The organism is Acidovorax sp. M2(2025) (genome assembly GCF_049330835.1).
Lineage (GTDB): Bacteria > Pseudomonadota > Gammaproteobacteria > Burkholderiales > Burkholderiaceae_C > Acidovorax.
Map to the genome: position 1 here is coordinate 2,358,177 of NZ_CP186262.1, position 26,348 is coordinate 2,384,524.

The following is a 26,348-nucleotide window of genomic DNA, read 5'->3' on the forward strand; positions in this document are numbered from 1 at the left end:
CCTTTTCCCCCTCCCATGCAAACCATTCCACTTGGCACCAGCGACCTGCGCGTCACCCCCATCTGCCTGGGCACCATGACCTTCGGTGAACAGGTCCGCGAAGCCGATGCGCATGCCATCCTCAGCCGTTCGCTGGAGCGCGGCGTGAACTTCATCGACACGGCCGAGATGTACGCGGTGCCCGCCCGGGCGGAGACCTACGGCGCCACCGAAACCATCATCGGCAACTGGTTCGCCAAGAACCCTGGCGCGCGCCAGAAGCTGGTGGTGGCCACCAAGGTGGCCGGCCCCTCGCGCGGCATGCCCTGGGTGCGCGAAGGCAAGGGCATGACGGCCGCGGACATCGTGGCCTCGTGCGATGCCAGCCTGCGCCGCCTGCAGACGGACGTGATCGACCTGTACCAGATCCACTGGCCCGAGCGGCACGTGCCGGCCTTTGGCAACCTGTACTACGACCCCGCCAAGGAGACCTCGCAAACGCCCATCCGCGAGCAGCTGGAGGCGCTGGCCGGCCTGGTGAAGGCCGGCAAGGTGCGCCACATCGGCCTGTCCAACGAAACGCCCTACGGCGTGCACGAATTTGTGCGCCTGGCCGAGCAGCACGGCCTGCCGCGCGTGGCCACGGTGCAGAACCCGTACTGCCTGATCAACCGCACCTGGGAAAACGGCCTGGACGAAACCTGCCACCGTCTCAACGTGGCGCTGCTGGCCTATTCGCCCCTGGGTTTTGGCCTGTTGACCGGCAAGTACGACCAGCACGCCCCCACCGAGCCGGGCGCCCCGCAAGATGCCCGCATCGCGCGCTATGAATCGGTGCGCAAGCAGCGCTGGGGCCGCCCCGAGGCGCTGGCCGCCGCGCGCCGCTACAACCAGCTGGCCCGTGACAACGGCCTCACGCCCACGCAGCTGGCGCTGGCGTTCTGCTACACCAAGTGGCAGGTGGCCAGCACCATCATCGGGGTGACGTCGCTGGCGCAGCTGGACGAGGACCTGGACGCCTGGGGCACGCAGCTCCCGCCCGAGGTGCTGCAGGCGATCGACGCCATCCGCTGGGAAGTGCGCGACCCTGCGCTGTAATTGGCCCCCCCTGAGTCGCCTGCGGCGCCTTCCCCCCTGAGGGGGGACGCCGCCAGCGCGGCGGGGCGGCCCTTGCGCGGCGGCCCTCGCGCAGGTCGCGCCAGTTGTTCAGGCTGCGCGCACCTGGTCGCGGTCTGCAGGTCGTCAAAGGGCGTCTTGTGCCGCCAGCGCGCCTTCCTTCCACGGCACGCCCGTGGGTTCGCCCAGATCCCAGAACAGCCCCGCCATCACCGCCAGCCCCTCGCGCACGACGGGCGCCAGCAGGTGCTCGTTGGGCGCGTGCTGGGCACAGGCAGGGTAGGAATGCGGAATCCACAGCGTGGGCAGCCCCAGCTGGTCGGCAAAGATGTCGTTGGGCAGCGAGCCGGCCAGGTTGGGCAGCAGCGTGGCCGGCTGGCCGGCGCTGCGCTGCATGGACGCCAGCGTCCAGTCCACCCAGGGGTTGTCCAGGTCCAGCCGGGTGGCGCCGCAGAACATGCCCATCGCGATCTCCACCATGCCAAAGCCATGGGCGTCGAGGTGCTGGCGCAGCGTGGACTCGACGTTCTTCCAGTCGGTGCCCACCACAAAGCGCAGCTGGCAGTGCGCCACGGCCTGCGCAGGAATGGCATTCACCGGCCGCTGCGCGTTGCCCGCGCCCAGGGCCAGCACCTCCAGCGTGTTCCAGCCCACCAGCTGTTCGGCAGGGGTGAGGCCGGGCTCGCCCCAGCCGGGCGTCAGGGCGGGGTCGTCCGCGCCGGTGCCGATGGCCACGTCCCGCAGCGCAGCGCGCAGCTTGCCGGGCACGCTGGCAGGCCGCAGCCGGGGCACCAGGATGCGCCCGTGGGCGTCCACCAGGCTTGCCAGGGCATGGCTGAGCACCTGGGCCGGGTTGGCCAGCACGCCGCCCCAGTTGCCGGAGTGGTAGGCCTTGTCGCGGGCCCGCACCGTGAGTGAAAAGTTGATGGCGCCGCGCGACCCCAGGAAGAGGGTGGGGCGCTCCACGTTGATGCGCGGGCCGTCGCTGGCCACGAAGAGGTCGGCGCGCAGCGCCTCGCGGTGCTCCTCGCAAAAGCGGGCCAGGCCGGGCGAGCCGGCTTCTTCGCCCATCTCCAGCAGCACCGTCACGTTGTAGCCCAGCTTGCCGCCGCGCGCGAGCAGGGCCTGGTCCAGGGCGGTGAACACCACCGTGTGCTGGCCCTTGTTGTCGGCGGTGCCGCGGCCGTACCAGCGCTCCCCCTCCACCGTGAGGGACCAGGGCGAGAGGCCCTCGCGCCAGGCGCTTTCCTGGCCGTTGACCACGTCGCCATGGCCGTAGGTGAGCAAGGTGGGCAGGGCGGGGTCTTCCACGCGGCGGGCCAGCAGCAGCGGGCCGCCGTGTGCGTCCGGGTTGTCCAGCACCTGGCAGTCAAACCCCAGGGCCTGCAGGCTGGGCACCATTTCGCCGGTCAGGTACGTGCGCAGCGCGGGCACCACCTGGCCGGTGTCGCTTTCGGTGCGCCAGGCAATGCGGCGGGCCAGGTCGGTGGCGTAGTGCCCCTGGTCGAAATGGCGCTGTACGGCGGCGATGAGTTGTTCGCGGGTCATGGCGGGGCTCGGAAGTCAAGGGGTGGGGTGGTGCGTGGACGGCCGGGCGGCTTAGTCCACCACGATTTGCGCGCGGTGGGCCAGCGCGCGGTAGCGGCCGATCTCGTCGTCCATGATGGCGGCCATGCGCTGGGCGCCGATGAACACCGGCTCCATCCCCTGGTTGCGGATCTGCTCCTGCAGGTGGGGCTCGCGCAGGCTGGCTTCCACCGCCTTGGTGAGCTGGGCCAGCACTGGCGCGGGCGTGCGGGCGGGCGCGGCAAGGGCGTACCAGCCGTCGAACGCGGCGCCCGGCAGTTGCAGCTCCACCACCGTGGGCACGCCGGGCAGGGCGCGTGCGCGCTCGTTGCCTGCAATGGCCAGGGCGCGCAGCTTGCCGGCACGCACATGCGGGGCCGCGCTGGCCACGGTGTCGATGGCGAACTGGATCTCGCCGCCCAGCAGCCCGATCATGGCCTGCGCGCTGCCGCGGTACGGCACGTCCTGCAAGCGCACGCCGGCCGCCTGCTCCAGCAGGGCGCCCACGAGGTGCGGTGCCGAGCCCGAGCCGAACGTGGCGTAGTGGACGGCTTTGGGCTGGGCCTTGGCCACGCCCAGCAGCGCGGCGAGGTCCTTGTAGGGCGCGCTGGCGTTCACCACCAGCACCAGCGGTGCCCGCGCGACGATGCCTACGGGCGCCAGGTCCTTGAGCGGGTCGTAGGGCAGCTTGGGCCGCAGCGCGGCGTTCACGGTGTAGCTGGTCGAGCCGGACACCAGCAGCGTGTGGCCGTCCGGCTCGGCCTTGACCACGCTGTCGGTGCCGATGATGGTGGAGGCGCCGGGCTTGTTGTCCACCACGGTGGGCTGGCCCAGGCGCTGGGCCAGCTGCTGCGCCAGGGCACGGGCGACGGCGTCGGTGCCTCCGCCGGGCGGAAACGGCACCACCAGCTTGACGGTGCGCTGGGGCCAGTGGGCGGCGCCCGCGCCCTGAGCCTGCGCGGGCCCGGCGCCGGACAGCAGGACGGCGCAGGCGGCGGCCCCCAGGGCCAGGAAGTGGTTGCGTTTCATGGGCGGATCTCCTGTTCAAAGGCCGTGGAGGCGCTGCACAGCCGGGGCCTGAGCCGGAGCTGGCCGGCAGCGGCGGCACGGCGTAGCTTTTATTGAAGCCCAAAATCGCGCTGCTGGAGCGCCGCGTTGCGTTCTCATTCATAGAGAATTGGCAATCTTCCGTTGCATTGGAGGCAATGCCCATGGCCGCCCATTTTTCGTTGTTCAGCTTGCCGCTGCGCTACTTTCTGGAGGTGGCGCGCACGGGCTCCGTCAACCAGGCCGCGCAGCGCCAGCATGTGGCGGCCTCGGCCGTCAGCCGGCAGCTGGGCAAGCTGGAGGACGCCTTGGGCGTTGCGCTGTTCGAGCGCCAGGCGCGCGGCATGGCGCTGACGGCGGCGGGAGCCCGCCTGCTGGCGCACCTGAGCGCGCAGGAGGGGCAGGCGCTGGGCCTGGTGCAGCAGTTGCAGGACCTGGCGGAGCAGCAGGCCCAGCAGGTGCGCGTGGCCTGCACCGAAGGCTTCGCCGCCAGCTTCCTGCCCCGCGTGATGGCGGCGTTCCGCGCGGAGCACTCCCGCGTGCACCTGCACCTGCGGGTGGCCGAGCCCGAGGAGGTGTCGGCCCTGCTGCTGCATGGGGAGGCCGACCTGGCGCTGAAGTACAGCATGGCGCCGGAAAAGGGCGTGCAGGTGCTGCATTCCGCCGTGGCGCCGGTGCATGCGGTGGTGTCGGTGCACCATCCGCTGGCGCGGCGGCGTTCGGTGCGGGTGGCGGACGTGGTGGAGTTTCCGTTGCTGCTGGGCGGTGTCAGCACCACGGGCCGCCGGCTGTTCGACCTGAGCTGCACGGTGCAGGGGCTGCGCTATGCGCCCGCGGTGGAGAGCAACTTTTCCTCGGCCCTGCTGCCCCTGCTGGGCGAGCGGGACGTGGTGCTGGCCAGCTACCTCACGGCGGCCCCGGGGGTGGAGGGCGGGACCCTGGTGGCCCTGGCGTTTGACGAGCCCCAGCTGCAGCAGCGGCGCCTGCAGGTCCTGGGCCTGGAAGGCCGCGAGCCCTCGCCGCTGGTGCAGCAGTTTGCGCAGGCGCTGGTCGCGGCCATCGAGCGGTACGGCAAGCGCAAGGTGGGCGGGCGCCGGCGGCCGGCCGCCGGCTGACGGCGGCCCTGCCGATACCATTGCGCCCTGGACCCTTTGCAACACTGTCGCAACACCGCCGCACCCGCCGCCGCAACCACCGCCTCCACCGCCACCCTATGGCCAAGAAAGAGCACGTTTCCGAAACCCCCGCCACGCAAATGCTCAAGAGGCACGGCGTGGCGTTTACCGAACATCCCTACGACTACGTCGAGCACGGCGGCACCGGCGAATCCGCGCGCCAGCTGGGGCTTGACGAGCACACCGTGGTCAAGACGCTGGTCATGCAGGACCAGGATGCCAAGCCCCTGATCGTGCTGATGCACGGCGACTGCAAGGTGTCCACCAAGAACCTGGCGCGCCAGATCGGGGCCAAGAGCGTGGAGCCCTGCAAGCCCGAGGTGGCCAACCGACACAGCGGCTACCTGGTGGGCGGCACGTCGCCGTTCGGCACCCGGCGCGCCATGCCGGTGTATATCGAGGACACCATCCTGCAACTGCCGCGCATTGCCATCAATGGCGGGCGCCGGGGCTATCTGGTGCAGATCGATCCCCAGGTGTGCGTGCAGCTGCTGGACGCCCGGCCGGTGCACTGCGCGCTGGCAGAATAGGCCGCCGCGCCGCCGACCTGCCGGCGCCCCAAGAACATCCCCAAGGAGTCCCTTTTGACCGCCGTCGTGTATTCCCTCCTGGCCACCGTGGCCGCCTACCTGCTGGGATCGCTCTCGTTTGCCGTGATCGTGACCCGCGTGATGGGCCTCTCGGACCCCCGCACCTACGGCAGCAAGAACCCGGGCGCGACCAATGTGCTGCGTTCGGGCAGCAAGGCCGCGGCCATCGTCACGCTGGTGCTGGACGCCCTCAAGGGCTGGTTGCCGGTTGCGCTGGTGGCCTGGTGGGGCAAGCCCTACGGGCTGGGCGAGGGCACCGTGGCCCTGGTGGGGCTGGCCGCATTCCTCGGCCATCTGTGGCCCGTGTTCTTCCGCTTCGAGGGGGGCAAGGGGGTGGCCACCGCCCTGGGCGTGCTGCTGGGCATCAGCGTCTGGCTGGGGCTGGCCACGGCCGCCACGTGGCTCATCATCGCGTTCTTCTTCCGGTACTCGTCGCTGGCATCGCTGGTGGCGGCGGCCTTTGCGCCGGTGTACTACCTGCTGGTGGACGGAGTGGCCTGGAATGCCGAGACGCCCATCGCGGCGGCCATCGTGGTCATGGCGCTGCTGCTGGCCTGGCGGCACCGGGAAAACATCGGTCGGCTGGTGCAGGGCAAGGAGTCGCGCCTGGGCAGCAAGAAGGCCGCGGCCGCCAAGGACGGCGGCAAGCCCGCCAAGTAAGCCCGGCAAGGGCAGTGTGGCGGCAAAGCCGCCGCGGGGGCTGCGGGCGCAGGGTGTGCCGCCGGTCCCGTCAGAGCGCCATTACAGTGCCATCACAGCGCGCCGGGGCCCGTCAGCAGCCCGCGCAGGCCCGCGCTGTGCTGCGCGGCGTACAGGCCCAGCCGCACCATGGTGCGGTGGTTGAGCTCCAGGCTCACCGCGGAGCGCGCCAGGGCGGACTGGATGCGGGGCTTGCCGGTGGCCGTCTGGTACAGGCTCGGCTGCGCGTGGTGGTGCCCGTGCCGGTCCAGCAGGCTGGCCACCAGCGGGTGGTTGGCCTTTTCGCTGCGCCGCAGCACGATGGCGGTCTCCCCGTTGTCCAGCTTCACGAAGGTCCCGGGCGGACACAGGCCCACCGAGCGCACCAGGGTGTAGCTCACCTCGTCGCGCTGGTCTGTTTCCTGCCCGACCAGCGCGCGCACGGAGTCCGTGGCACTGCGGCCCGCGCGCGATTTGCGCGGGCTGATCATGGCGGCGTAGCGGTCGATGGTGCCCAGGATGCGCGTGAGGCGGTCCTGCGGCGGCTGGCTGGCCAGGGGCACGCGGTCGGCCACGGCGGCATGGTGCTGGCCCACCACGTCGAGCCACAGCGGATCGCTGATGAACAGGCGCTCCAGCAGCGCCTGGCTTTCCTCGGGGTGGTTGCGGATGGCTTCCTGCTGGGCTGCGGAGGGCCGCTCGCGCTGTTCGGCCAGTTCGTCCTGCAGGGCGGTCATGCCGATGTTCATGGTCAGCGCGGCGCGCACCAGGCTGTCGCGCTCGTGCGCGGGCAGCTGCAGCTCGTGGGCCAGGATATGGCACAGGGTGCCGCACACCAGCGCGTGCGAGGCGCTGTAGCCCACGGTCGACGTGGCGGCCAGCTGGAACATGAGGTACAGCGCGGCGTCGATGTCGTGCGCCACCAGGTCTTGCAGCCAGCCGTCGAACTGGCGCACTTTCGCCGGGAAGTCCTGCACCTGCAGGGGGCGGGACAGCAGCACCGACAGGCCGGCCTCCAGATCGGCCCACAGGCTCAGCAGGTCTTCGTACTCCCCTTCCGGGACGGAGCCCGCGGGGGCGTGGGCAGACAGATGGGCGTGCATGCGAAAAAATGCCTCAGTTGCGCTTTTCCAGCACCATCTGGTCGTTGACCCGGGTCATCTGGAACGCCGTCAGGAAGCTGTTGCCCAGCAGCACGTAGGGCATGGATTGCGGGGTGACCACGGCGTCCACTCCCAGGACTTCCACGTCGCCAATGCGCACCGAGTCCAGCCGCATGCGCCAGCCCTGGGCCACGCCGTTGGCCGTGCTCATGCGCACGGGCTGGCCCTTCTGGTAGTCCAGCCCCATGCGGTCGGCGTCGGGCCGGCCAATGGCCACCGTGGACGCGCCGGTGTCCACCATGTACTGCATGACCCGGCCGTTGATGGTGCCGCTGTTGATGAAGTGCCCGCGGCTGTCCGCCACCAGCACCACGCGCTTGCCGCTGCCGCCGCGGCTGCCCACGCTGACGGGGGCCTCGCCCAGGCGCAGCAGGCGCTGCGCGCCCTTGACCTCGACCACGGCCTCGTCCTTGCCGACGGACAGCACCTTGACACCCTGGAACTCGTCTCCGGCGCCCAGCGCCCGGGGCGGATGCGCGTCCACCACCAGCAGCGCCTTGCTGCCCAGCATGCCGGCAATGCCCACCGACTGGGCGAAGGCGTCGCAAGGGGCCAGGCAGAGCGTGGCCAGCAGGGGAGCAAGCGCGAGGAGGGACCGGGTTTTCCGGGGCTCACAGCACTGCGCCGTGGAGCGCTCTCCCGTTGATACGGGCATTGCCCAGGCCAGCAGGCGCCGCGCAAGGGCCGCCCCGCCGCGCTGGCGTCGTCCCCCTTCCCGCGCAAAGCGCGAGCGAAGCGCCTCAGGGAGGTGCCGCATGCCCTAGTCCCGGAAGTTGTCGAACGACAGGGGCACGTCGGTCACGTCCTTGCGGATCAGGGCCATGGCGGCCTGCAGGTCGTCGCGCTTGGCACCGCTCACGCGGACCTTGTCTTCCTGGATGGCGCCCTGGACCTTGAGCTTGCTTTCCTTGAGCAGCTTCTGAATCTTCTTGGCCAGCTCGCTTTCGATGCCGTTGCGCACCTTCACCACCTGCTTGACCTTGTCGCCCCCCATCTTCTGGGGCTTGCCCACGTCCAGGAAGCGCACGTCCACGTTGCGCTTGGTGAGCTTGTTGCGCAGGATGTCCTCCACCTGCTGGAGCTGGAAGTCGGCATCGCCGAAGAGCGTGATCTCGCGCTCCTTGATCTCGATGGCTGCGGAGGTGCCCTTGAAGTCAAAGCGCGTGCCGATTTCCTTGGCCGTGTTTTCCACGGCATTCTTCACTTCAACCAGGTTGGCTTCGCAGACGGTGTCAAAAGATGGCATGGCGGTCTCTTATCTCGGGGATTCTGGGGGGATGCGTCGCGGGGCGCCGGGGGGCCGGGTGCGACAATCGGGCCAATGGTAGTCGAGAAAAACGCCCCTTTGCAGCCCTGGAACACCTTTGGCATCGCGGCCCGCGCGCACACGCTCGTGCGCGTGCGTTCCGCGGCCGACGTGCATGCCGTGCTGGCCGATGCCGCGCTGGCCCCGCAACCCAAGTTCGTGCTGGGCGGCGGCAGCAACATCGTGCTCACGGGCGACGTGAAGCCCGTGGTGCTCAAAATGGAGATCAAGGGCCGCAGGCTGGTGGAGGAAACCTCCAAGGCCTGGATCGTGGAGGCGGGGGCGGGCGAGGTGTGGCACGACTGCGTGGCCTGGACCCTGGAGCAGGGCTTTCCCGGGCTGGAGAACCTGGCGCTGATTCCGGGCACGGTGGGTGCCTCGCCGGTGCAGAACATCGGCGCCTATGGGGTGGAGCTGCAGGACCGTTTCGATTCGCTCGATGCCATCGATTTGGTCACCGGCCAGCCCTTCACGCTGGATGCCGCGCAATGCGGCTTCGGCTACCGGGACTCCGTGTTCAAGCACAGCCCGTCCGACGCCCTCGGCCCGCAGGGCCTGCCGCGCGGCATGGGGCTGGGCGGGCGGGCGGTCATCACGCACGTGCGTTTTCGGCTGCCAAAGCCGTGGAAGCCGGTGCTGGGGTATCTGGACCTGGAGCGCCGCCGCGTGGAGGCGGGCGTGGAGCAGCCCAGCGCGCAGCAGATCTTCGACTGGGTGTGCGAGATCCGCCGGGCCAAGCTGCCCGATCCCGCCGTGCTGGGCAACGCCGGCAGCTTCTTCAAGAACCCCACGGTTTCGCCGGAGCAATGCTCGGACATCATCGCGCGCGACCCCAAGATCGTGCACTACCCGATGCCCGACGGCAGCATCAAGCTCGCGGCCGGCTGGCTGATCGACGCCTGCGGCTGGAAGGGCAAGACCATCGGCAAGGCGGGCGTGTACGAAAAGCAGGCCCTGGTGCTGGTCAACCGCGGCTGCGGCGCCGACAGCGTGACGGGGGGCGAGGTGATGACGCTCGCCAAAGCGATCCAGACCAGCGTGTACGAGCGCTTCGGTATCCGGCTGGAGCCCGAGCCGGTGGTGGTTTGAAGCTCTTTTTTTGATAGCTGCTGGCGCTTGCTGCGTGGGCGCTGGAGGCTGATTTTCCTTCTAAAGTCCCGTGCTGCGGCCGCCACCGCCAGCCCGGGCCTTTTGCAAAGTGGGTACACTTCGCCCCCGGCATTTCGCCACCATGGGTTCCCTCGCCCCCATTCACCAAAAAGGACCACCATGCCTTTCTCTCAGGCCACGCCCTCGCGTGTGCCGCTTTTCCTCTCCGTTCTGGTGGCGCTGCACATCGCCATCGTCATCGCCAGCAACTACCTGGTCCAGCTGCCCATCACGCTGCTGGGTTTTCACAGCACCTGGGGGGCGTTCAGCTTCCCGTTCATCTTCCTGGCCACGGACCTCACGGTGCGGCTGATCGGCAAGCAGCACGCACGCCGCGTCATCACCCGCGCCATGGTGCCTGCGCTGCTGGCGTCGTACGCGGTGGGCGTGCTGTTCCACGACGGCCGCTTCAACGGCTGGGCGGCGCTGGCGGAGTTCAACACCTTCGTCTTCCGCATCGCGTTTGCGAGCTTTGCCGCCTACGTGCTGGGGCAGTTGCTCGACATCCAGGTGTTTGACCGCATCCGCCAGCGCAGCCAGGCGTGGTGGCTGGCACCCGCGGCCGCATCGGTGTTCGGCCAGGCGCTGGACACGGCAGCCTTCTTCGCCATCGCGTTCTGGCGCAGTCCCGACGCCTTCATGGCCGCGCACTGGGTAGAGATTGCCTGGGTGGACTACGCCATCAAGCTGGGCGTGAGCCTGCTGCTGTTCGTGCCGGCCTACGGCGTGGCACTGGCCGCCATCGTGCGCACCCTGGCGCGGCGCGACGCCGCACCGGCCGCCGCCTGACACGGCAGGGAACCCCGGGCTGGCGGCCCAATAAAAAACCGCCCGTGCTGGAAAGCCGGGCGGTTTGCTCATTTTTTAATAGCTGCTGGCGCTTGCTAGGCAAGCGCTAGAGCCATTTTTTGCCTTTTTTTGCTTATTTCTTGGCGTTGGCGCCGTCTTCCAGTTGCGCCAGGGCTGCATTGCCGCCCAGCGACAGCAGGCCGGCCTTGGCGTACACGCCCAGCTTGCCGCGGGTGTCCGAGATGTCCAGGTTGCGCATGGTGAGCTGGCCGATGCGGTCGGCGGGGCTGAAGGGCGCGTCTTCCACCTTTTCCATCGACAGGCGCTCGGGCGCGTAGGTCAGGTTGGGCGATTCGGTGTTCAGCAGCGAATAGTCGTTGCCGCGGCGCAGCTCCAGCGTCACCGTGCCGGTCACGGCGCGGGCCACCCAGCGCTGGGCGGTCTCGCGCAGCATGATGGCCTGCGGGTCGAACCAGCGGCCCTGGTACAGCAGGCGGCCCAGCTTGAGGCCGTTCATGCGGTACTGCTCGATGGTGTCTTCGTTGTGGATGCCGGTGACCAGCCGCTCGTAGGCGATGTGCAGCAGAGCCAGGCCGGGGGCTTCGTAGATGCCGCGGCTCTTGGCTTCGATGATGCGGTTCTCGATCTGGTCGCTCATGCCCAGGCCATGGCGGCCGCCGATGCGGTTGGCTTCCAGGATCAGCTCGACCGGGTCGTTGAACTCCTTGCCGTTCAGCGCCACGGGCTGGCCTTCGCTGAAGGTCACGGACACTTCCTCGGCCTTCACGTCCACTTCAGGCTTCCAGAAGGCCACGCCCATGATGGGGTTGACGATGCGGATGCCGCTGGATAGGAACTCCAGGTCCTTGGCCTCGTGCGTGGCGCCCAGCATGTTGCTGTCGGTGCTGTAGGCCTTCTCGGCGCTCATCTTGTAGCCAAAGCCGGCCTTGGTCATGAACGCGGACATCTCGGCGCGGCCGCCCAGCTCGTCGATGAACAGCTGGTCCAGCCAGGGCTTGTAGATCTTGAGCGAGGGGTTGGTGAGCAGGCCGTAGCGGTAGAAGCGCTCGATGTCGTTGCCCTTGAAGGTCGAGCCGTCGCCCCAGATGTTGACGTCGTCTTCCTTCATGGCGGCCACCAGCATCGTGCCCGTGACGGCGCGGCCCAGCGGCGTGGTGTTGAAGTAGGTCAGGCCGCCGGTGCTGATGTGGAAGGCGCCGGCCTGCAGGGCGGCAATGCCTTCGTGGGCCAGCTGCGTGCGGCAGTCCACCAGGCGGGCCTTCTCGGCGCCGTATTCCATGGCCTTGCGGGGGATGGCGTCGTAGTCGGGCTCGTCAGGCTGGCCGAGGTTGGCGGTGTAGGCGTAGGGCACGGCGCCCTTGAGCTTCATCCAGTGCAGGGCTGCGCTGGTGTCGAGGCCGCCCGAGAAGGCGATGCCGACCTTTTGGCCGGTGGGCAGGTTTTGGAGAATGGTGGCCATGTGCAGGTGTCCGTGGTTTGCTCTGGTGGATTGCGCTGAGCCAGATCAGCCGAAATGGCAGATGTAGTGGTAGGCCTCGGTCACGCGGATGTCGAACTTGGAATTGCCGGGCACGCTGAACTTGTCGCCCGGGCCGGATTTCACCCAGGTGTCCGAGCCTGCCAGCTTGTATTCGCAGGCGCCGCCCACGCATTCCATGATCTCGGGGGCTCCGGTGTTGAAGGTCAGGCTGGAGGGCAGCACCACGCCCACCGACTTCTTCGTGCCATCGGGGAACGTGATGCCGTGGCTCACGCACTTGCCGTCAAAGTACACATTGGCCTGGGTGGTGACGGACACGCCGTCGATTTTTTCGGTGGTCATGGGTGCGCTGGATAGGTAGAGGAAAAACCCGGGATTTTAGGGGCAAGGGGGTCTTGCCGGACTGCACGTGGGCGGGGTCTTGCGGGGCAAACCGGCGCGCGGCAGCGCCGAAGCACAAAAAAAGGAGCCCGAGGGCTCCTTTTTCGTGGGGCGGCGCGCGATCGCTCAGCGCCAGTACGGGTTGTGGTGGGGCGGGTAGTACGGGCGCCGGTCGTAGCCGTACTCGATCACCGTGACCGGGGGCGTGACGTACGTGGGCTGCTGGTACACCGGCTGCGCCGGGTAGGGGGAGGTCACCACGCCGGGCTGGCTGTACACGCCGGAAGGGGCGTAGGGGTTGGTGGAGTAGGCCGGCTCCGTTGCCTGCACGCTCACCGGGATCCAGCGGCCCGGATCGGTTTGCGTGCGGGTGGTGTACTGGCGCCCGGCGTATTCATACACCACGTCGTAGCCCACCGTGCGGTTCTCATAGTAGGTCTGGGTGGTGCAGCGCTGCACGTTCTGGTACTCGGGCTGGCCTCCCTCGATCTGGTTGCCCAGCACGGCACCGCCAATCACCCCCAGGGCGGTGGCCGCGGCCCGGCCGCTGCCCTTGCCAATGGCGTTGCCCGCAGCACCGCCGGCAATCGCGCCCATCACGGCACCTGCGCCCGAGGTGCGGTTGCCGGAGTACACCGTCTCGTTGCCGCACACCTGCTGGGGAACGGCTACCTGCTGCACGACGGGGGTGGCGGACAGCACGCGCCCTTGCTCCTGGGCGCTGGCCACGGCGGCCACGGCCACCAGGGCAGAAAAAATCACGATCTTCTTCATGGAGAGACTCCTTTCGGTCGGTACATAACGCACCAGACTGCAAAAAAGTTTAGACCGGCCGGGTGAATTGGGCGAGGGGAGGCCGTAAAGCTGCGTAAAGATTTGTGCAATATCTCCGCGCTTTGCCGCAAGAATTCACGCGCCCGGGCGCGCTGGCCCCATCCAGGCCAGCCACTGGTCCGGCACGTAGCCCACCGAAACATGGTTCTGCCCCGCCTGGGCCCAGGCCACCACGGGGCGCTTGATCACGCTCGGCTGCGCCTGCAGGAGCGCGCTGGCGCTTTGAGCGTCCTGCACGGCGGCCTGGGTGGCCGCGTCCAGCTTGCGCCAGGTGGTGCCCTGGCGGTTGACCAGCTTTTCCCAGCCCACGGCGGCCATCCAGCCGGGCAGCAGCTCGGCGGGCACGCCCTGCTTCTTGAAGTCGTGAAAGGTGAAGTCCAGCCCCTGCGCGGCGAACCACGTGCGGGCTTTCTTGACGGTGTCGCAGTTGGGAATGCCGTAGAGGGTGATGTGGCGTGAGGTTGTCATGCCGCGCATCATGCGCGAAGCGCGGCCTCGGTGACAATCCAGGGCTGTATGCACACCAAAATCCACACCCTGGAAGGCTGGCTTCGCCACTGCGAACAGCTGCATCCCCGCAACATCGACATGGGGCTGGACCGCGTCCGCGAAGTGGCCCGCCGGATGGCCCTGCGCTTTGACTGCCCGGTGATCACCGTGGCCGGCACCAACGGCAAGGGGTCCACCTGCGCCATGCTGGAGGCCGTGGCCCTGCAGGCGGGCTACCGCACGGGCGTGTACACCTCGCCCCACTTGGTGCATTTCGAAGAGCGCTGCCGGGTGCATGGCGAGAGTGTGGCGGCGGCGGATCTGGTCCCCCACTTCGAGGCCGTGGAAGCCGCGAGGACGCTCCAGGGTGACGATGTGTCGCTGACCTACTTCGAGTTCACCACGCTGGCCATCCTGCGGCTGATGAGCCATGCCCGCCTGGACCTGGCCGTTCTGGAGGTGGGGCTGGGGGGGCGCCTGGACGCCACCAACGTCATCGACGCGGACTGCGCCATCATCACCAGCATCGACATCGACCACACCGAATTCCTGGGGCCGGACCGCGAGAGCATCGGCCGGGAGAAGGCCGGGATCATGCGCACCGGCCGTCCCGTGATCGTGAGCGACCCCATGGCGCCCGAGAGTGTGGTCGACCACGCCCGCGAAATCGGCGCCGATCTCTGGCGCTTTGGCAAGGATTTCAACTTTGCCGGCGACAAGCAGCAGTGGAGCTGGGCAGGGCGGGGGCGCCGCTACGCGGGGCTGGCCTATCCGTCCCTGCGCGGGGCCAATCAGCTGATCAACGCTTCTGGCGTGCTGGCGGCGCTGGAAGCGCTGCGCGACCGGGTTCCCGTCACCGCCCAGGCGGTGCGCAACGGGCTGGCGCTGGTGGAACTGCCCGGGCGCTTCCAGATCATCCCCGGCCAGCCCACGCTGGTGCTGGACGTGGCGCACAACCCCCATTCCGTGGCGGCGCTCACGGCCAACCTGGACGCCATGGGGTACTTCCCCACCACCCACGCGGTGTTCGGGGCCATGGCCGACAAGGACCTGGGCCCGATGCTCGCCAAGGTGGGGCCCCTGGTGGACCGCTGGTATTTCACCAACCTGCCGACCCCGCGGGCCGAAACGGCCGCCGTTCTGCAGCAGAAATGGAACGCGGTGCAGATGGTTGCGGGCGGGCGGCGGGAGGTGCACTCCTCGCTGCATGCCGACCCCCTGGAGGCCTTGCAGGCTGCCGTGGCTGCCGCAGACCCGGCTGATAGAATCGTGGTCTTTGGCTCGTTTTACACAGTCGGCGGTGTGCTGCTCCACGGAACACCCCGCCTGCAGGCCAAACATCTGGGCCATTAGGCAGGTTCTGAGGCCCGAACGAGTCGTTACTCCATGGCATTTTTCAAGTTTCGGTGGCCCGGTCAGAGTGAGCAACCCCAGGCCGAAAAGCCTGCCAAACGCCCTCGCTCGCCGCAGGGCGAGAGCATTGAGGTGATGCGCCGGCGTGCGCGCCATCGCCTCATTGGGGCGGCCGTGCTGGTGCTGCTGGGGGTGATCGGCTTCCCGATGCTGTTCGACACGCAGCCGCGGCCGGTGCCCGTCGACATCCCCATCGAGATTCCCGACCGCAACAAGGTGGCCCCGCTCGTGGTGCCCGCCCCGGTGGCAGAGGCTCCCGCGTCGGCCAAGCCCGCATCCCCCGCGCCGTCCCAGGTGGCTGCGACGGCGCCGCGCAGCACCGGTGCCGGTGCCGCAAACGGGCTCTCCGAGGGCGAGGAGCTGGTGCCCAGCCAACGCCCCGCGGCGCCGCGGCCAGCGGCCCAGGCGCCGTCCAGGCCTGAAGCAAAGCCCGAGCCAAAGCCAGAACACAAGCCGGAATCGAAGCCGGAATCGAAGCCGGAATCGAAGCCCGAGGCCAAGCCGGAACACAAGCCTGAGCCCAAGCCCGCACCGACACCCGCCGAGCCCAAGCCCGCGCCCCGCACGGACGAAGCGGCGCGCGCCCGCGCCCTGCTCGAGGGGCGCTCCACCGAGTCCGCGGGCGCCAGCGCCCAGGGCGAGGAGGGCCGCTTCATCGTGCAGGTCGGGGCGTTTGCCGATGCCGACAAGGCGCGGGAGGCCCGCACCAAGGTCGAGCGTGCAGGGTTGAAGACTTATACCCAGGTGGCGGATACCAAGGACGGCAAGCGCACGCGGGTGCGCGTGGGGCCGTTTACCAACCGGGCCGAGGCGGACAAGGCCGCCGCCCGGATCAAGGGGCTGGGCCTCTCTGCTTCTGTGCTGACGCTGTGACGTGCGCCGCGTGAGGGCTTCGCGCAGTGATGACCGCCCTGGACTGGATTTTTGCCGGCCTGCTGCTGGCGTCGATGCTCATCGGGGCGTGGCGCGGACTGGTGTTTGAAGTGCTGTCCTTGCTTGGCTGGGTGGTCTCGTTCTTTGTGGCGCAGTGGTTTGCCGACGACATGGCGGCCGTGCTGCCGATGGGGAATTCGGCTGCGGCGCTGCGCTATGCGGCGGGGTTCACGCTGGTGTTTGTCGGCGCGGTGTTTGCCTGCGGGTTTCTGACCTGGGTGGCCAAGAAGATGGTCGAGGCCATCGGCCTGCGGCCCGCGGACAGGGCCTTGGGCGCCGCCTTCGGGCTGCTGCGGGGCGTGGTGCTGCTGCTGGCGGTGGCCGTGGTGGCTGGCCTGACGCCCCTGCACGAGGCCGACTGGTGGCAGGAGTCGCAAAGCGCGCCGGTACTGGCCGGGGTGCTCCGGGGCTTGAAACCGGCGTTGCCGGACGAATTTGGAAGGCATCTGCCTTCCTGAAAGCGAAGTGGCCGTGGCCGGAAGCCGCGGCCATCGGGTTGCCGCGGGGCTGTTCCCGCAAACGGATGGAAATCAACTATGTGTGGAATCGTCGGCGTCGTCAGCACAGCGCCCGTCAATCAGCTGATCTATGACGCCTTGCTGCTCCTGCAGCACCGCGGCCAGGACGCAGCGGGCATCGTGACCCAGCAAGGGCGCAAGTTTTTCATGCACAAGGCCAAGGGCATGGTGCGCGACGTATTCCGTACGCGCAACATGCGGGCGCTGCCCGGCAACGTGGGGCTGGGGCAGGTGCGTTATCCCACCGCCGGCAACGCGTACAGCGAGGAGGAGGCGCAGCCCTTCTACGTGAACGCGCCTTTCGGCATCGTGCTGGTGCACAACGGCAACCTGACCAATGCCCGCGAACTGCGCACTGAGCTCTTCCAGACCGATCACCGCCACACCAATACCGAGAGCGATTCCGAGGTGCTGCTCAACGTGCTGGCGCACGAACTGGAGCGCGCCACCCGGGGCGTGCCGCTGCAGGTGGAGGACGTGTTTGCCGCCGTCCGCGCCGTGCACAAGCGCATCAAGGGCTCCTACGCCGTGATCGCCCTGATCGCCGGCCACGGCCTGCTGGCCTTCCGCGACCCGCACGGTATCCGTCCGTTGGCGCTGGGCCGGGGCCAGGACGGCACCGTCATGGTCGGCAGCGAGTCCGTGGCCCTGGAAGGGACGTCCCATGTGTTCGAGCGCAACGTGGACCCCGGGGAGGCCGTCTTCATTACGCTGGACGGCAAGGTCCATTCGGCCCAGTGTGCCGAGAAGCCGCAACTCAACCCCTGCATCTTCGAGTTCGTGTACCTTGCGCGCCCGGACTCCGTGCTGGATGGCATTTCCGTGTACCAGGCGCGCCTGAACCTGGGCGAGGCGCTGGCCAAGCGCGTGATCTCCACCGTGCCGCCCAACGAGATCGACGTGATCATCCCCATCCCCGAGTCCAGCCGCCCGAGCGCCACGCAGCTGGCGCACCTGCTGGGCATCCCGTACCGCGAAGGTTTCGTCAAGAACCGCTACGTGGGCCGTACCTTCATCATGCCGGGGCAGGGCGTGCGCAAGAAATCCGTGCGCCAGAAGCTCAATGTGATCGGCAGCGAATTCAAGGGCCGCAACGTGCTGCTGGTGGATGACTCCATCGTGCGGGGCACCACCAGCCGCGAGATCGTGCAGATGGCCCGCGACGCCGGCGCCCGCAAGGTCTACCTGGCCAGCGCCGCGCCCCCGGTGCGCTATCCCAACGTCTATGGCATCGATATGCCCACCAGCAGTGAGCTGGTGGCCCACGGCCGGACCGTGGAAGAAGTGCGCCAGGCCATTGGCTGCGATGCGCTGATCTACCAGGATGTGGATGGCATGAAGAAGGCCGTGGGCGCACTCAACAGCGCCATCACCGGCTTTGATGCGTCCTGCTTCGACGGCATCTATGTGACCGGAGACATCACCGCCGAAGGGATTGCGAGCATGAACGAAGGGCGCGTGGGAACGGAAGAGGGCGAGGAAGACACTTCCCGCCTGGCCTTGCCAAACGCGCAAGAGGCCTAGTACCTTCCCTGGACAAGACTGCGGGCCGCCCTGTGTGAACGGCCCTGCGGATCGATAGACCCCTGACACTGGCCCCACCGGGGCCGGACTTGCTTGATCATGACTGACACCACTGCTTCTTCCGCCCGCGTGCGCACCCGTTTTGCCCCGTCGCCCACCGGCTTCATCCACCTGGGTAACATTCGTTCGGCCCTCTACCCCTGGGCCTACGCCCGGGCCACGGGAGGCGACTTCATCCTGCGCATCGAGGACACCGACATCGAGCGTTCCAGCCAGGCGGCGGTGGATGTGATCCTGGAGGGCATGAAGTGGCTGGAGCTGGACCACGACGAAGGCCCGTTCTACCAGATGCAGCGCATGGACCGCTACAAGGAGGTCCTGTCCCAGCTGCAGGAGAAAGGCCACGTCTATCCCTGCTACATGAGCGTGGAAGAACTGGACGCCCTGCGCGAGCGCCAGATGGCCAACAAGGAAAAGCCGCGCTATGACGGCACGTGGCGCCCCGAACCCGGCAAGGTGCTGCCGCCCGTTCCCGAGGGCGTGAAGCCCGTGCTGCGCTTCAAGACGCCCCAGGGCGGCGTCGTGGGCTGGGATGACAAGTGCAAGGGCCGCATCGAATTCCAGAACAGCGAGCTGGACGACCTGGTGATCGCGCGCCCCGACGGTACGCCGACCTACAACTTCTGCGTCTGCGTGGACGACATGGACATGCGCATCACCCATGTGATCCGCGGCGACGACCATGTGAACAACACGCCGCGCCAGATTCACATCTTCGAGGCTCTGGGCGCCCAGGTGCCCGTATTTGCCCACCTGCCTACCGTGCTCAACGAACAGGGCGAGAAGATGAGCAAGCGCAACGGCGCCAAGCCCGTCACGCAGTACCGCGACGAAGGGTTCCTGCCCGACGCCATGGTCAACTACCTGGCGCGCCTGGGCTGGAGCCATGGCGACGACGAGATCTTCAGCCGGGAGCAGTTCCTGCAGTGGTTCAACCTCGATCACCTGGGCCGCAGTGCGGCGCAGTTCGACGAAGCGAAGCTGCGGTGGGTGAATGCGCAGCACCTCAAGGCCATGGCCGATGATGCGCTCGCCGCGCTGGTGGCGCCGCAACTGCTGCAACGGGGTGTGGCGCAGGATGCCCTGGCCGATGGCCGCCTGGTGAAGATCTGCGCCTTGTTCAAGGACCGCTGCGACACCACGGTTGCGCTGGCCGATTGGGCCCATGTGTTCTATGGCGACGTCACGCCCGTGGAGGCCGAGCGTGCCCAGCATGTCACGGAAGCCGTGGCGCCTGCCCTCGACGCCCTGGCCGATGCCCTGGCCGCCTGCGCATGGGACAAGGCGTCCATCACCGCGGCCTTCAAGCAGGTGCTGGCCCAGCACGGCCTGAAGATGCCGCAACTGGCCATGCCGGCACGCGTTCTGACCGTGGGTACAGCGCACACGCCCTCGGTGGATGCGGTGCTTGAATTGGTCGGACGCGAAAAAGTTGTAGCGCGTTTGCGAAACCGCTAAAAATCTGTCTATAATTCAAGGCTCAGATGATGACAACAAATACAAAGTGTTTGTTGCTTCAAGTGGGGGTATAGCTCAGCTGGGAGAGCGCTTGCATGGCATGCAAGAGGTCAGCAGTTCGATCCTGCTTACCTCCACCAATCTGATAATTGAGAACGGTTAGTTCCCAGGTTTTGACCCTATCGTCTAGAGGCCTAGGACATCACCCTTTCACGGTGAGTACCGGGGTTCGAATCCCCGTAGGGTCGCCAAGTTTGTAGCGCTTGGCTTGCATGGAATGCAAGCAAAAAGCTGCCTGCCAGGAGTGGTAGTTCAGTTGGTTAGAATACCGGCCTGTCACGCCGGGGGTCGCGGGTTCGAGTCCCGTCCACTCCGCCAGTTCCAAAACCGCTGCAGTCAACAGGCTGCAGCGGTTTTTTTATTCGCCGCTGCCATCTGCAGTATGGCCGTCGGGTGTGCAAAAATGTGTAACACTCTGCGTTTCGACCGGGGAAAAATAACAACGACACCGCCGCCATGATTCCGCGCCACTGGCTTTTCCATCCCCAGCACATCACCGGATTCAAGGCGGTGATGCCGGTGTTGTGGGGGCTGACGGGGGCGATGCTGGCGGCCTGGGCCTATTTTTCGACCGCGGACCTCGGGCGGATTCAGCACTACCTGATGCTCCACCAGGGGCTGGAGATGCTGTCCATCGTCGTGTCCGCGCTGGTGGCCGCCGTGGGGTGGAAGGCCCACAGCATCAATCCGCAGCGCAATGTCTTCATCCTTGCGTGCGGGTTCCTTGGCGTGGCCTTGCTCGACTACTCGCACATGCTGTCGTATGCGGGCATGCCCGACTACGTCACGCCCAATTCCGTCGCCAAAGCCATCAATTTCTGGCTGCCCGCACGCTATATGGGAGCGCTGAGCCTGCTATGGGCGCTGTCGATTCCCTGGCGGGCACCGGGCGAGCTGGGCGCGGCGGGCGGCGGGCGGTTCGGGATCCTGGCCCTGGTGGTGCTCGTGGTCGCCGCCGTGCACACGGTGATATTTGGATTCCCGCACTGGTATCCGCAAACCTATGACGCCCAGGGCCTCACGCCCTTCAAGGTGGCTGCGGAGTATGGCGTGATCGCCCTGTATGCGGTTTCCATGGCCGTGCTGCTGCAGCGTGCGCGCATGCGGGCGTCCTTCGATGTGCCGCGGCTCTTCGCGGCCGTGTGGGTGATGGCACTGAGCGAATTCTTCTTCACGCTCTACGTCACCGCGACGGATCCTTTCAACCTGCTCGGGCACGTCTACAAGGTGGTGGGCTACTACTACCTGTACCGTGCGATCTTCGTGGGCACCATCGAGGCGCCTTACAACGCGCTGCAGCAGTCGGACAAGGCACTGCGCGCCGTGCTCGACGCCGTGCCCGACCTGATGTTCGAGATGACGCGGACAGGCCGGTACGTGCGAATCCACACCCGGCAGCCCGAACTGCTGCTGGTGCCAGCGGAGCGCGTGCTGGGCCGGTCGTTGCAAGAGGTGCTGCCGCCGGACGTGGCGGCGGTGGCCCAGGCGGCCATCGATGCCGCCGCCGAGCACGGCGTAGCCCGAAATTTCCAGTATGCGCTGGACCTGCCGGACGGCAAGCACTGGTTCGAGCTTTCCGTGGCCCGCCAGGCCATGGAGGAGGGCACGGAGGCGCATTTTGTGGTGCTGGCGCGCGACATCACCGAGCGTGTGGAGGCCCTGGACACCCTGCGCAAGCTGCGGCATGCCGTGGAGCAGGCGCCCAACTCCATCGTCATCACCAGCGCGGACGGGGGGATCGAGTACGTGAACCCGTCGTTCTCGGTCACCACGGGCTACGGCCCCGAGGAGGTCATGGGTCGCAACCCCCGCTTGCTCAGCGCGGGTACGACGCCCGAGTCGGTGTACCGCGACCTGTGGGCCCACCTGTCCAGCGGACGGCCGTGGCGGGGGGAGTTCGTCAACCGCCGCAAGGACGGCCGCGAGTACCATGAATCGGCCATCATCTCCCCGCTGCACGATGAGCACGGGCGCATCACGCACTATCTGGCGGTGCAGGAGGACGTGACCGAGCGCAAGCGGGACGAGGAGCGCATCCGCAAGCTGGTCAACTTTGACGCGCTCACCGGGCTGCCGAACCGGACCATGTTCGCTTCGCGGTTCAGCCAGGCCTTGGCACTGTCCCAGCGCAGCGGCCAGCACCTGGCCTTGCTGTACCTGGACCTGGACCACTTCAAGAACGTCAATGAATCGCTGGGGCACCAGGTGGGCGACGAACTGCTGGTAGAGATCGCGCGGCGCCTGCAGCATGTGCTGCGCGACGAAGACACCGTGTCCCGCCCCGGCGGGGACGAGTTCATCATCGTGCTGCCGCTGACCGATGCGCAGCATGCCGCCCACGTGGCCGAGAAACTGCAGGCCGAGGTCCGGCAGGTCTGCAGGCTGGGCCGTCACGAACTGGTGGTCACGTCCTCCGTGGGGATTGCCCTGTATCCGGAGGACGGCCGCGAGTTCGAGACGCTGGCGCAGCGGGCCGACGCGGCCATGTTCCGCGCCAAGGAAACGGGCCGCGACACCTACCGCTTTTTTTCGGCCGACATGCAGGCCCACTCCCTGCGCGTCTTGCAGATCGAGAATGCCTTGCGCAGTGCGGTCGTGCAAAACCAGCTGGCGCTGCACTACCAGCCGCAGGTGCGGCTCAAGGACGGAAAACTGACCGGCGTGGAGGCACTGCTGCGCTGGAACCACCCCGAGCTGGGGGCGGTGAGCCCCGCGGAGTTCGTGCCGGTGGCCGAAAGCAGCGGGCAGATCCTGGGCATTGGCGAATGGGTGCTGCGAACCGCGCTGGCCCAGGCGCGCACCTGGTGGCAGGCCGGGCGTGCGGACTTCACGGTGGCGGTGAACCTGTCGATGGCGCAGTTCCGCCATCCGGGGCTCGTGGACATGGTGCGGGAAGCCCTGCAGGAGAGCGGCGTTCCCGCACAAGTGCTGGAGCTGGAGCTGACCGAAAGCATCGCGATGGACGCTCCCGAGAAGGTCATCGCCATCGTGCAGCAACTGTTCGAGCTGGGCGTTCAGCTGTCCATCGACGACTTCGGCACGGGCTACTCCTCGTTCAGCTACATCCAGCGGCTGCGGGTGCACAAGCTCAAGATCGACCAGTCTTTTGTGCGCCACCTGGGCCAGGACGCCAGCGCCCAGCATATCGTGCGCGCCATCATCGGCCTGGCGCAAAGCCTGGAGCTGGAGGCCATTGCCGAGGGCGTTGAGACCGCGGTGCAGTGCGAGGCACTGCGGGCGCTGGGCTGCCAGACGGGGCAGGGCTACTACTTCAGCCGGCCCGTTCCGGCGCAAGAGCTCGCCCCCTGGATGGCCACAGATTTCGTGTGCCCGGCCGGGCGCGAGTCCCTGTAAAAAGCAAGAGGCGCCGGGGCGCCTCAGGGAAATGGCTGCTAGCGCCCGGCGGCCTCAATTCTGAAGTGCAACACCCTTCAGAATTGAGACGTCTATGAGCAAAAGAACCTACGAGCAGGTCACAGAATCAGAACGCCACGCTATAGCGCTGGGGCTGCAGCAAAAGCAAAGCATCCGGGCTATCGCCAGAGCCTTGGGACGCAGCGCCAGCACAATCAGCAGGGAGGTTCGCCGCAACTCGGGGGGCAACGGCTACGCAAGCCGGTTCGCCCATCAGCGCTGTTGTAGGCGCCGCATTTTTAGTCGCCCTCAATCCAAACTGAGCCGGCCAGGGGCCTTGTTCAAGCAGGTGTGCGAGTATTTGCACCTGCATTGGTCGCCCCAGCAGATTGCAGGGCACCTGAAAAAACTCCACCCCAACGACCGGCGCCAACGAGTGTCACACGAGAGCATCTACACCTGCATTTACGCCCAGCCGCGCGGCGAGCTAAAGAAAGAGCTGGTGTCTTGCCTGCGCCTGGCCCATGCCAAGCGTTGGCCTCGCTCCAAGGGCAATGACCGGCGTGGGGAGATCAAGGATCTGCTGAGCATCCATGTGCGCCCTCCAGAGGTTGAGGACCGTCAGCTGCCAGGCCACTGGGAGGGGGATCTCATCAAGGGCGCCAACAATGCCAGCGCCATCGGCACCTTGGTCGAGCGCACCACGCGCCTGGTGCTGCTGGTCAAGCTGCCACACCCCAACCCGGCCACGGCTGCGCACGTGCTACAGGCGTTCAGCGACAAGCTCAATGCAATAGCCAGCCCCATGCGCCAGAGCCTGACCTACGACCGTGGCAGCGAGATGGCCGAGCATGCCAGGCTCACCGAGAAAACGGGCATGAAGGTGTACTTCTGTGATCCCTACAGTCCCTGGCAGCGGGGCAGCAACGAGAACACCAATGGGCTGCTGCGCCAGTACTTCCCCAAGGGCACCGACCTCAGTGGCTACACCCAGCAGCAACTTGATGCGGTGGCTGACGAGCTCAATGGGCGCCCCAGGATGACCTTGGGGTACAGCACCCCTCTTGAGATTTATGCGCAGCACTTACAGCGGTTGACTCAACAGCCTGGTTCGATGCACTGAGCGAATAAGTGTTGCACTTGGACTTGAATCCGCCCCCGCCCCGATTGCGCAAGCAGCTATTAAAGAAGGAGCGAATCGCGCCAGCTGCGCGGCCCCTATGGCTCAGCGCGGCGCCAGCCGGATCGCGCCGTCCAGGCGAATCACCTCGCCGTTGAGCATGTCGTTCTCAAAAATGTGGCGCACCAGCTTGGCATAGTCCTGGGGCGTGCCCAGCCGGCTGGGGAAGGGCACCCCGGCGGCCAGGGCGTCCTGCACCTCTTGCGGCATGCCAAACAGCATGGGCGTGCCAAAGATGCCGGGGGCGATCGTCATGTTGCGGATGCCGTTGCGCGCCAGGTCGCGGGCGATGGGCAGCGTCATGCCCACCACCCCGCCCTTGGATGCCGAATACGCCGCCTGGCCGATCTGCCCGTCGTACGCTGCCACGCTGGCGGTGGAGATCAGCACGCCACGCTCGCCGGTCGCTTCCGGCTCGTTCTTGCTCATGGCTTCGGCCGCCAGGCGGATCATGTTGAAGCTGCCGATCAGGTTCACCGTGATGGTCTTGCTGAACAGGGCCAGTGCGTGGGCGCCGTTCTTGCCCACGGTTTTTTCGGCGGGGGCGATGCCGGCGCAGTTCACCAGGCCCATCAGCTTGCCCATCGAGACGGCCTTGGCCACCACGGCCTGGCCGTCGGCCTCGTTGCTCACATCGCATTTCACAAAGGCGCCGCCGATGTCCCGTGCGACCGCTTCGCCCTTTTCCTGCTGCATGTCGGCAATCACCACCTGGCCGCCCTGGGACGCCAGCATGCGGGCCGTGCCTTCGCCCAGACCCGACGCGCCGCCGGTCACGATGAATACCTTGCCTTTGATTTCCATGTGCTGTCTCCGTAAGTGACGTTAACGTAAACGTCAATTATGGCCCACCCTTGCCAGAAAAGCCGCCCGGGGCGGCCCGTGCCACAAAAAAGCCCGGCAGGGCCGGGCTCTCTGGGGAGGGGACAGTCCAGCGGTTTACGGGAAGCCCACGCGGTCCAGCATCTGCTGCACCTTGGTGGTGTTGGCGCCCACGGCGCTGATCGGAATCGTCTCGCTCTTGAAGGGCTGGCCGTTCGTCATGGCCTTGAGGGCCGGGTTGTCCAGTGCCACGCCCTTGGCGGCCGGCCATTCATTGTTGCCGTTGGCAAAATAGTTCTGGGCCTCCGGGCTGGCAAGGTACTCCAGGAACTTGATGGCGTTGGCCTGGTTCTTGGAATGCCGGGCCACGGCGCCCCCGGCAATGTTCAGGTGAGTGCCCCAGGACTCCTGGTTCGGGAACACCACGCCCACCTTGTTGACCACGGCCACGTCCTCGGGCTTGTTGGACCGCATCATGCGGGCCAGGTAGTAGCTGTTGGTGACGGCAATATCGCATTCGCCCGCCGCCACGGCCTTGATCTGGTCGGTGTCGCCGCCCTTGGGAGGCCGCGCGAGGTTGGCCACCACGCCCTTGAGCCAGGCCTCGGCCTTTTGCTCGCCCAGGTGCTCGGTCACGGCGCCGAAAAGGCTCAGGTTGTAGGGGTGGGAGCCGGACCGGATGCACAGCTTGCCCTTGTTCTTGGGATCGCCCAACTCCTCGTAGGTGTCCACGTCCGATTTCTGCACCTTGACCTTGTTGTAGACGATCAGGCGGGCGCGGGTGGACAGGCCAAACCACGAGATGCCGCCGTCGGCCGCCGGCTGGCTGCGCAGGTTGGCGGGAATCGCGTCGTTGAGCACCTTGGAGTGGATGGGCTGGAACAGGCCGTCGACCTCACCCTTGTACAGGCGGGCGGCGTCCACCAGCAGGATCACGTCGGCCGGCGATGCGGCGCCTTCGGCCTTCAGGCGGGCCAGGATGCCGGCGTCGTCGGCGTCCACGCGGTTGATCTTGATGCCCGTGGCCTTGGTGAATCCGTTGTACAGCGCCTCGTCGGTGGAGTAGTGGCGGGCCGAGTAGAGGTTCACCACCTGTTCCTGGGCTTGTACGGCACCTGCGGCGGCGGCCAGGGCGCAAGCACCCAGCAAGGCTTTCACGGTCATCGACATGGAAACTTCTTTCAAGGTTGTAACCGTCCAATGATAAAGCAAACGCGAATTATTCTTAATAAAAAACCGGGCTGAGGCCGGAAATTCGGGGAG

Annotated in this window: 24 protein-coding genes and 3 tRNA genes; 16 read left to right on the forward strand and 11 right to left on the reverse strand. The window is 67.2% G+C overall.

The genetic code is table 11. The features are described from left to right. Nucleotides 1-15 precede the first annotated feature (15 nt). A complete protein-coding gene (locus ACOYR3_RS10930) occupies nt 16-1,077 on the forward strand; it encodes an aldo/keto reductase (RefSeq protein WP_422846441.1) in 1,062 nt (353 codons plus the stop codon). Nucleotides 1,078-1,221: 144 nt separating this feature from the next. On the opposite strand, the gene ACOYR3_RS10935 is transcribed toward ACOYR3_RS10930, so the two are convergent. Continuing rightward, on the reverse strand, nt 1,222-2,643 hold the full coding sequence (locus ACOYR3_RS10935; protein ID WP_422846442.1) for a M20 family metallopeptidase: 1,422 nt from the start codon (nt 2,641-2,643) through the stop codon (nt 1,222-1,224). Between the two features lie 51 nt (nt 2,644-2,694). Next, complete coding sequence (locus tag ACOYR3_RS10940; RefSeq protein ID WP_422846443.1) at nt 2,695-3,690, reverse strand: Bug family tripartite tricarboxylate transporter substrate binding protein; 996 nt, start codon at nt 3,688-3,690, stop codon at nt 2,695-2,697. Nucleotides 3,691-3,872: 182 nt separating this feature from the next. Here ACOYR3_RS10940 and ACOYR3_RS10945 point away from each other — a divergent pair, with 182 nt between their 5' ends. From ACOYR3_RS10945 to plsY, 3 genes are all read left to right on the forward strand, one after another. Then, nucleotides 3,873-4,823 (forward strand): LysR family transcriptional regulator, encoded by a 951-nt coding sequence (locus tag ACOYR3_RS10945; protein WP_422846444.1) that lies wholly within the window; start codon nt 3,873-3,875, stop codon nt 4,821-4,823. A gap of 98 nt (nt 4,824-4,921) precedes the next feature. Beyond that, nucleotides 4,922-5,413 carry a Cys-tRNA(Pro) deacylase gene (ybaK, locus tag ACOYR3_RS10950; RefSeq protein WP_422846445.1) on the forward strand — a complete coding sequence of 164 codons (492 nt, stop codon included), beginning with the start codon at nt 4,922-4,924 and terminating at the stop codon, nt 5,411-5,413. A 54-nt stretch (nt 5,414-5,467) separates the two neighbouring features. After that, on the forward strand, nt 5,468-6,133 hold the full coding sequence (gene plsY / locus ACOYR3_RS10955; protein ID WP_422846446.1) for a glycerol-3-phosphate 1-O-acyltransferase PlsY: 666 nt from the start codon (nt 5,468-5,470) through the stop codon (nt 6,131-6,133). Nucleotides 6,134-6,225: 92 nt separating this feature from the next. Here plsY and ACOYR3_RS10960 read toward each other — a convergent pair whose 3' ends face one another. From ACOYR3_RS10960 to ACOYR3_RS10970, 3 genes are all read right to left on the reverse strand, one after another. Further along, nucleotides 6,226-7,254, reverse strand: a complete 1,029-nt coding sequence (locus ACOYR3_RS10960) for an HD-GYP domain-containing protein (protein ID WP_422846447.1) — start codon at nt 7,252-7,254, stop codon at nt 6,226-6,228. Between the two features lie 13 nt (nt 7,255-7,267). Further along, on the reverse strand, nt 7,268-7,969 hold the full coding sequence (locus tag ACOYR3_RS10965; protein WP_422846448.1) for a retropepsin-like aspartic protease family protein: 702 nt from the start codon (nt 7,967-7,969) through the stop codon (nt 7,268-7,270). A 105-nt stretch (nt 7,970-8,074) separates the two neighbouring features. Beyond that, on the reverse strand, nt 8,075-8,560 hold the full coding sequence (locus ACOYR3_RS10970; protein ID WP_422846449.1) for a YajQ family cyclic di-GMP-binding protein: 486 nt from the start codon (nt 8,558-8,560) through the stop codon (nt 8,075-8,077). A gap of 75 nt (nt 8,561-8,635) precedes the next feature. Between ACOYR3_RS10970 and murB the strand changes: the two genes are divergently transcribed. Both murB and ACOYR3_RS10980 read left to right on the forward strand, forming a co-directional pair. After that, on the forward strand, nt 8,636-9,709 hold the full coding sequence (murB, locus tag ACOYR3_RS10975) for a UDP-N-acetylmuramate dehydrogenase (protein ID WP_422846450.1): 1,074 nt from the start codon (nt 8,636-8,638) through the stop codon (nt 9,707-9,709). A gap of 180 nt (nt 9,710-9,889) precedes the next feature. Further along, complete coding sequence (locus ACOYR3_RS10980) at nt 9,890-10,558, forward strand: 7-cyano-7-deazaguanine/7-aminomethyl-7-deazaguanine transporter (RefSeq protein ID WP_422846451.1); 669 nt, start codon at nt 9,890-9,892, stop codon at nt 10,556-10,558. A 133-nt stretch (nt 10,559-10,691) separates the two neighbouring features. Here the strand turns inward: ACOYR3_RS10980 and argG are convergent, their stop codons facing one another. The 4 genes from argG to ACOYR3_RS11000 form a co-directional block, all read right to left on the reverse strand. Then, complete coding sequence (gene argG / locus ACOYR3_RS10985) at nt 10,692-12,038, reverse strand: argininosuccinate synthase (RefSeq protein WP_422846452.1); 1,347 nt, start codon at nt 12,036-12,038, stop codon at nt 10,692-10,694. Nucleotides 12,039-12,083: 45 nt separating this feature from the next. Continuing rightward, nucleotides 12,084-12,401 carry a pyrimidine/purine nucleoside phosphorylase gene (locus ACOYR3_RS10990; protein WP_422846453.1) on the reverse strand — a complete coding sequence of 106 codons (318 nt, stop codon included), beginning with the start codon at nt 12,399-12,401 and terminating at the stop codon, nt 12,084-12,086. Nucleotides 12,402-12,566: 165 nt separating this feature from the next. Continuing rightward, a complete protein-coding gene (locus tag ACOYR3_RS10995; protein ID WP_422846454.1) occupies nt 12,567-13,214 on the reverse strand; it encodes a glycine zipper 2TM domain-containing protein in 648 nt (215 codons plus the stop codon). 135 nt (nt 13,215-13,349) lie between these two features. Continuing rightward, nucleotides 13,350-13,742: an ArsC family reductase gene (locus ACOYR3_RS11000; RefSeq protein WP_422846455.1), complete on the reverse strand. Its 393-nt coding sequence runs from the start codon at nt 13,740-13,742 to the stop codon at nt 13,350-13,352. Nucleotides 13,743-13,790: 48 nt separating this feature from the next. Between ACOYR3_RS11000 and folC the strand changes: the two genes are divergently transcribed. The 10 genes from folC to ACOYR3_RS11050 all read left to right on the forward strand — a co-directional run bounded on the left by folC (nt 13,791) and on the right by ACOYR3_RS11050 (nt 24,206). After that, nucleotides 13,791-15,116 carry a bifunctional tetrahydrofolate synthase/dihydrofolate synthase gene (gene folC / locus ACOYR3_RS11005; protein ID WP_422846456.1) on the forward strand — a complete coding sequence of 442 codons (1,326 nt, stop codon included), beginning with the start codon at nt 13,791-13,793 and terminating at the stop codon, nt 15,114-15,116. Nucleotides 15,117-15,149: 33 nt separating this feature from the next. Continuing rightward, nucleotides 15,150-16,049, forward strand: a complete 900-nt coding sequence (locus ACOYR3_RS11010; RefSeq protein WP_422846457.1) for an SPOR domain-containing protein — start codon at nt 15,150-15,152, stop codon at nt 16,047-16,049. A gap of 29 nt (nt 16,050-16,078) precedes the next feature. Beyond that, complete coding sequence (locus tag ACOYR3_RS11015; protein WP_422846573.1) at nt 16,079-16,567, forward strand: CvpA family protein; 489 nt, start codon at nt 16,079-16,081, stop codon at nt 16,565-16,567. A 78-nt stretch (nt 16,568-16,645) separates the two neighbouring features. Continuing rightward, nucleotides 16,646-18,151 (forward strand): amidophosphoribosyltransferase, encoded by a 1,506-nt coding sequence (purF, locus tag ACOYR3_RS11020; protein WP_291487522.1) that lies wholly within the window; start codon nt 16,646-16,648, stop codon nt 18,149-18,151. A gap of 99 nt (nt 18,152-18,250) precedes the next feature. Next, nucleotides 18,251-19,669, forward strand: coding sequence for a glutamate--tRNA ligase (gene gltX / locus ACOYR3_RS11025; RefSeq protein WP_422846458.1), 1,419 nt, complete (start codon nt 18,251-18,253; stop codon nt 19,667-19,669). 64 nt (nt 19,670-19,733) lie between these two features. Continuing rightward, nucleotides 19,734-19,809, forward strand: a tRNA-Ala gene (locus tag ACOYR3_RS11030). Nucleotides 19,810-19,844: 35 nt separating this feature from the next. Beyond that, nucleotides 19,845-19,920: transfer RNA gene (locus ACOYR3_RS11035), tRNA-Glu, on the forward strand. A gap of 50 nt (nt 19,921-19,970) precedes the next feature. After that, nucleotides 19,971-20,047 (forward strand) — tRNA-Asp (locus tag ACOYR3_RS11040). 138 nt (nt 20,048-20,185) lie between these two features. Continuing rightward, nucleotides 20,186-23,083, forward strand: a complete 2,898-nt coding sequence (locus tag ACOYR3_RS11045; protein WP_422846459.1) for a bifunctional diguanylate cyclase/phosphodiesterase — start codon at nt 20,186-20,188, stop codon at nt 23,081-23,083. Nucleotides 23,084-23,177: 94 nt separating this feature from the next. Next, complete coding sequence (locus tag ACOYR3_RS11050; RefSeq protein ID WP_422845032.1) at nt 23,178-24,206, forward strand: IS30 family transposase; 1,029 nt, start codon at nt 23,178-23,180, stop codon at nt 24,204-24,206. Between the two features lie 102 nt (nt 24,207-24,308). Here ACOYR3_RS11050 and ACOYR3_RS11055 read toward each other — a convergent pair whose 3' ends face one another. Both ACOYR3_RS11055 and ACOYR3_RS11060 read right to left on the reverse strand, forming a co-directional pair. Beyond that, nucleotides 24,309-25,067 (reverse strand): 3-hydroxyacyl-CoA dehydrogenase, encoded by a 759-nt coding sequence (locus ACOYR3_RS11055; protein ID WP_291487528.1) that lies wholly within the window; start codon nt 25,065-25,067, stop codon nt 24,309-24,311. A 135-nt stretch (nt 25,068-25,202) separates the two neighbouring features. Then, nucleotides 25,203-26,255: an extracellular solute-binding protein gene (locus ACOYR3_RS11060; protein WP_422846460.1), complete on the reverse strand. Its 1,053-nt coding sequence runs from the start codon at nt 26,253-26,255 to the stop codon at nt 25,203-25,205. Nucleotides 26,256-26,348: the final 93 nt, after the last annotated feature.

Excerpts from the sequence above, each read along its gene's own strand:
- gltX (WP_422846458.1), top strand. The coding sequence starts at position 18,251 with ATGACTGACACCACTGCTTCTTCCGCCCGCGTGCGCACCCGTTTTGCC.
- ACOYR3_RS11010 (WP_422846457.1), top strand. The coding sequence starts at position 15,150 with ATGGCATTTTTCAAGTTTCGGTGGCCCGGTCAGAGTGAGCAACCCCAG.
- ACOYR3_RS10935 (WP_422846442.1), bottom strand. The coding sequence starts at position 2,643 with ATGACCCGCGAACAACTCATCGCCGCCGTACAGCGCCATTTCGACCAG.
- folC (WP_422846456.1), top strand. The coding sequence starts at position 13,791 with ATGCACACCAAAATCCACACCCTGGAAGGCTGGCTTCGCCACTGCGAA.
- purF (WP_291487522.1), top strand. The coding sequence starts at position 16,646 with ATGTGTGGAATCGTCGGCGTCGTCAGCACAGCGCCCGTCAATCAGCTG.
- ACOYR3_RS10965 (WP_422846448.1), bottom strand. The coding sequence starts at position 7,969 with ATGCCCGTATCAACGGGAGAGCGCTCCACGGCGCAGTGCTGTGAGCCC.
- ACOYR3_RS11045 (WP_422846459.1), top strand. The coding sequence starts at position 20,186 with ATGATTCCGCGCCACTGGCTTTTCCATCCCCAGCACATCACCGGATTC.
- ACOYR3_RS11055 (WP_291487528.1), bottom strand. The coding sequence starts at position 25,067 with ATGGAAATCAAAGGCAAGGTATTCATCGTGACCGGCGGCGCGTCGGGT.
- murB (WP_422846450.1), top strand. The coding sequence starts at position 8,636 with ATGGTAGTCGAGAAAAACGCCCCTTTGCAGCCCTGGAACACCTTTGGC.
- ACOYR3_RS10960 (WP_422846447.1), bottom strand. The coding sequence starts at position 7,254 with ATGCACGCCCATCTGTCTGCCCACGCCCCCGCGGGCTCCGTCCCGGAA.
- ACOYR3_RS11000 (WP_422846455.1), bottom strand. The coding sequence starts at position 13,742 with ATGACAACCTCACGCCACATCACCCTCTACGGCATTCCCAACTGCGAC.
- ACOYR3_RS11050 (WP_422845032.1), top strand. The coding sequence starts at position 23,178 with ATGAGCAAAAGAACCTACGAGCAGGTCACAGAATCAGAACGCCACGCT.
- ACOYR3_RS10980 (WP_422846451.1), top strand. The coding sequence starts at position 9,890 with ATGCCTTTCTCTCAGGCCACGCCCTCGCGTGTGCCGCTTTTCCTCTCC.
- ACOYR3_RS10930 (WP_422846441.1), top strand. The coding sequence starts at position 16 with ATGCAAACCATTCCACTTGGCACCAGCGACCTGCGCGTCACCCCCATC.
- ACOYR3_RS10945 (WP_422846444.1), top strand. The coding sequence starts at position 3,873 with ATGGCCGCCCATTTTTCGTTGTTCAGCTTGCCGCTGCGCTACTTTCTG.
- ACOYR3_RS10995 (WP_422846454.1), bottom strand. The coding sequence starts at position 13,214 with ATGAAGAAGATCGTGATTTTTTCTGCCCTGGTGGCCGTGGCCGCCGTG.
- ACOYR3_RS10940 (WP_422846443.1), bottom strand. The coding sequence starts at position 3,690 with ATGAAACGCAACCACTTCCTGGCCCTGGGGGCCGCCGCCTGCGCCGTC.
- ACOYR3_RS10970 (WP_422846449.1), bottom strand. The coding sequence starts at position 8,560 with ATGCCATCTTTTGACACCGTCTGCGAAGCCAACCTGGTTGAAGTGAAG.
- ACOYR3_RS10990 (WP_422846453.1), bottom strand. The coding sequence starts at position 12,401 with ATGACCACCGAAAAAATCGACGGCGTGTCCGTCACCACCCAGGCCAAT.
- ybaK (WP_422846445.1), top strand. The coding sequence starts at position 4,922 with ATGGCCAAGAAAGAGCACGTTTCCGAAACCCCCGCCACGCAAATGCTC.
- ACOYR3_RS11015 (WP_422846573.1), top strand. The coding sequence starts at position 16,079 with ATGACCGCCCTGGACTGGATTTTTGCCGGCCTGCTGCTGGCGTCGATG.
- ACOYR3_RS11060 (WP_422846460.1), bottom strand. The coding sequence starts at position 26,255 with ATGTCGATGACCGTGAAAGCCTTGCTGGGTGCTTGCGCCCTGGCCGCC.
- argG (WP_422846452.1), bottom strand. The coding sequence starts at position 12,038 with ATGGCCACCATTCTCCAAAACCTGCCCACCGGCCAAAAGGTCGGCATC.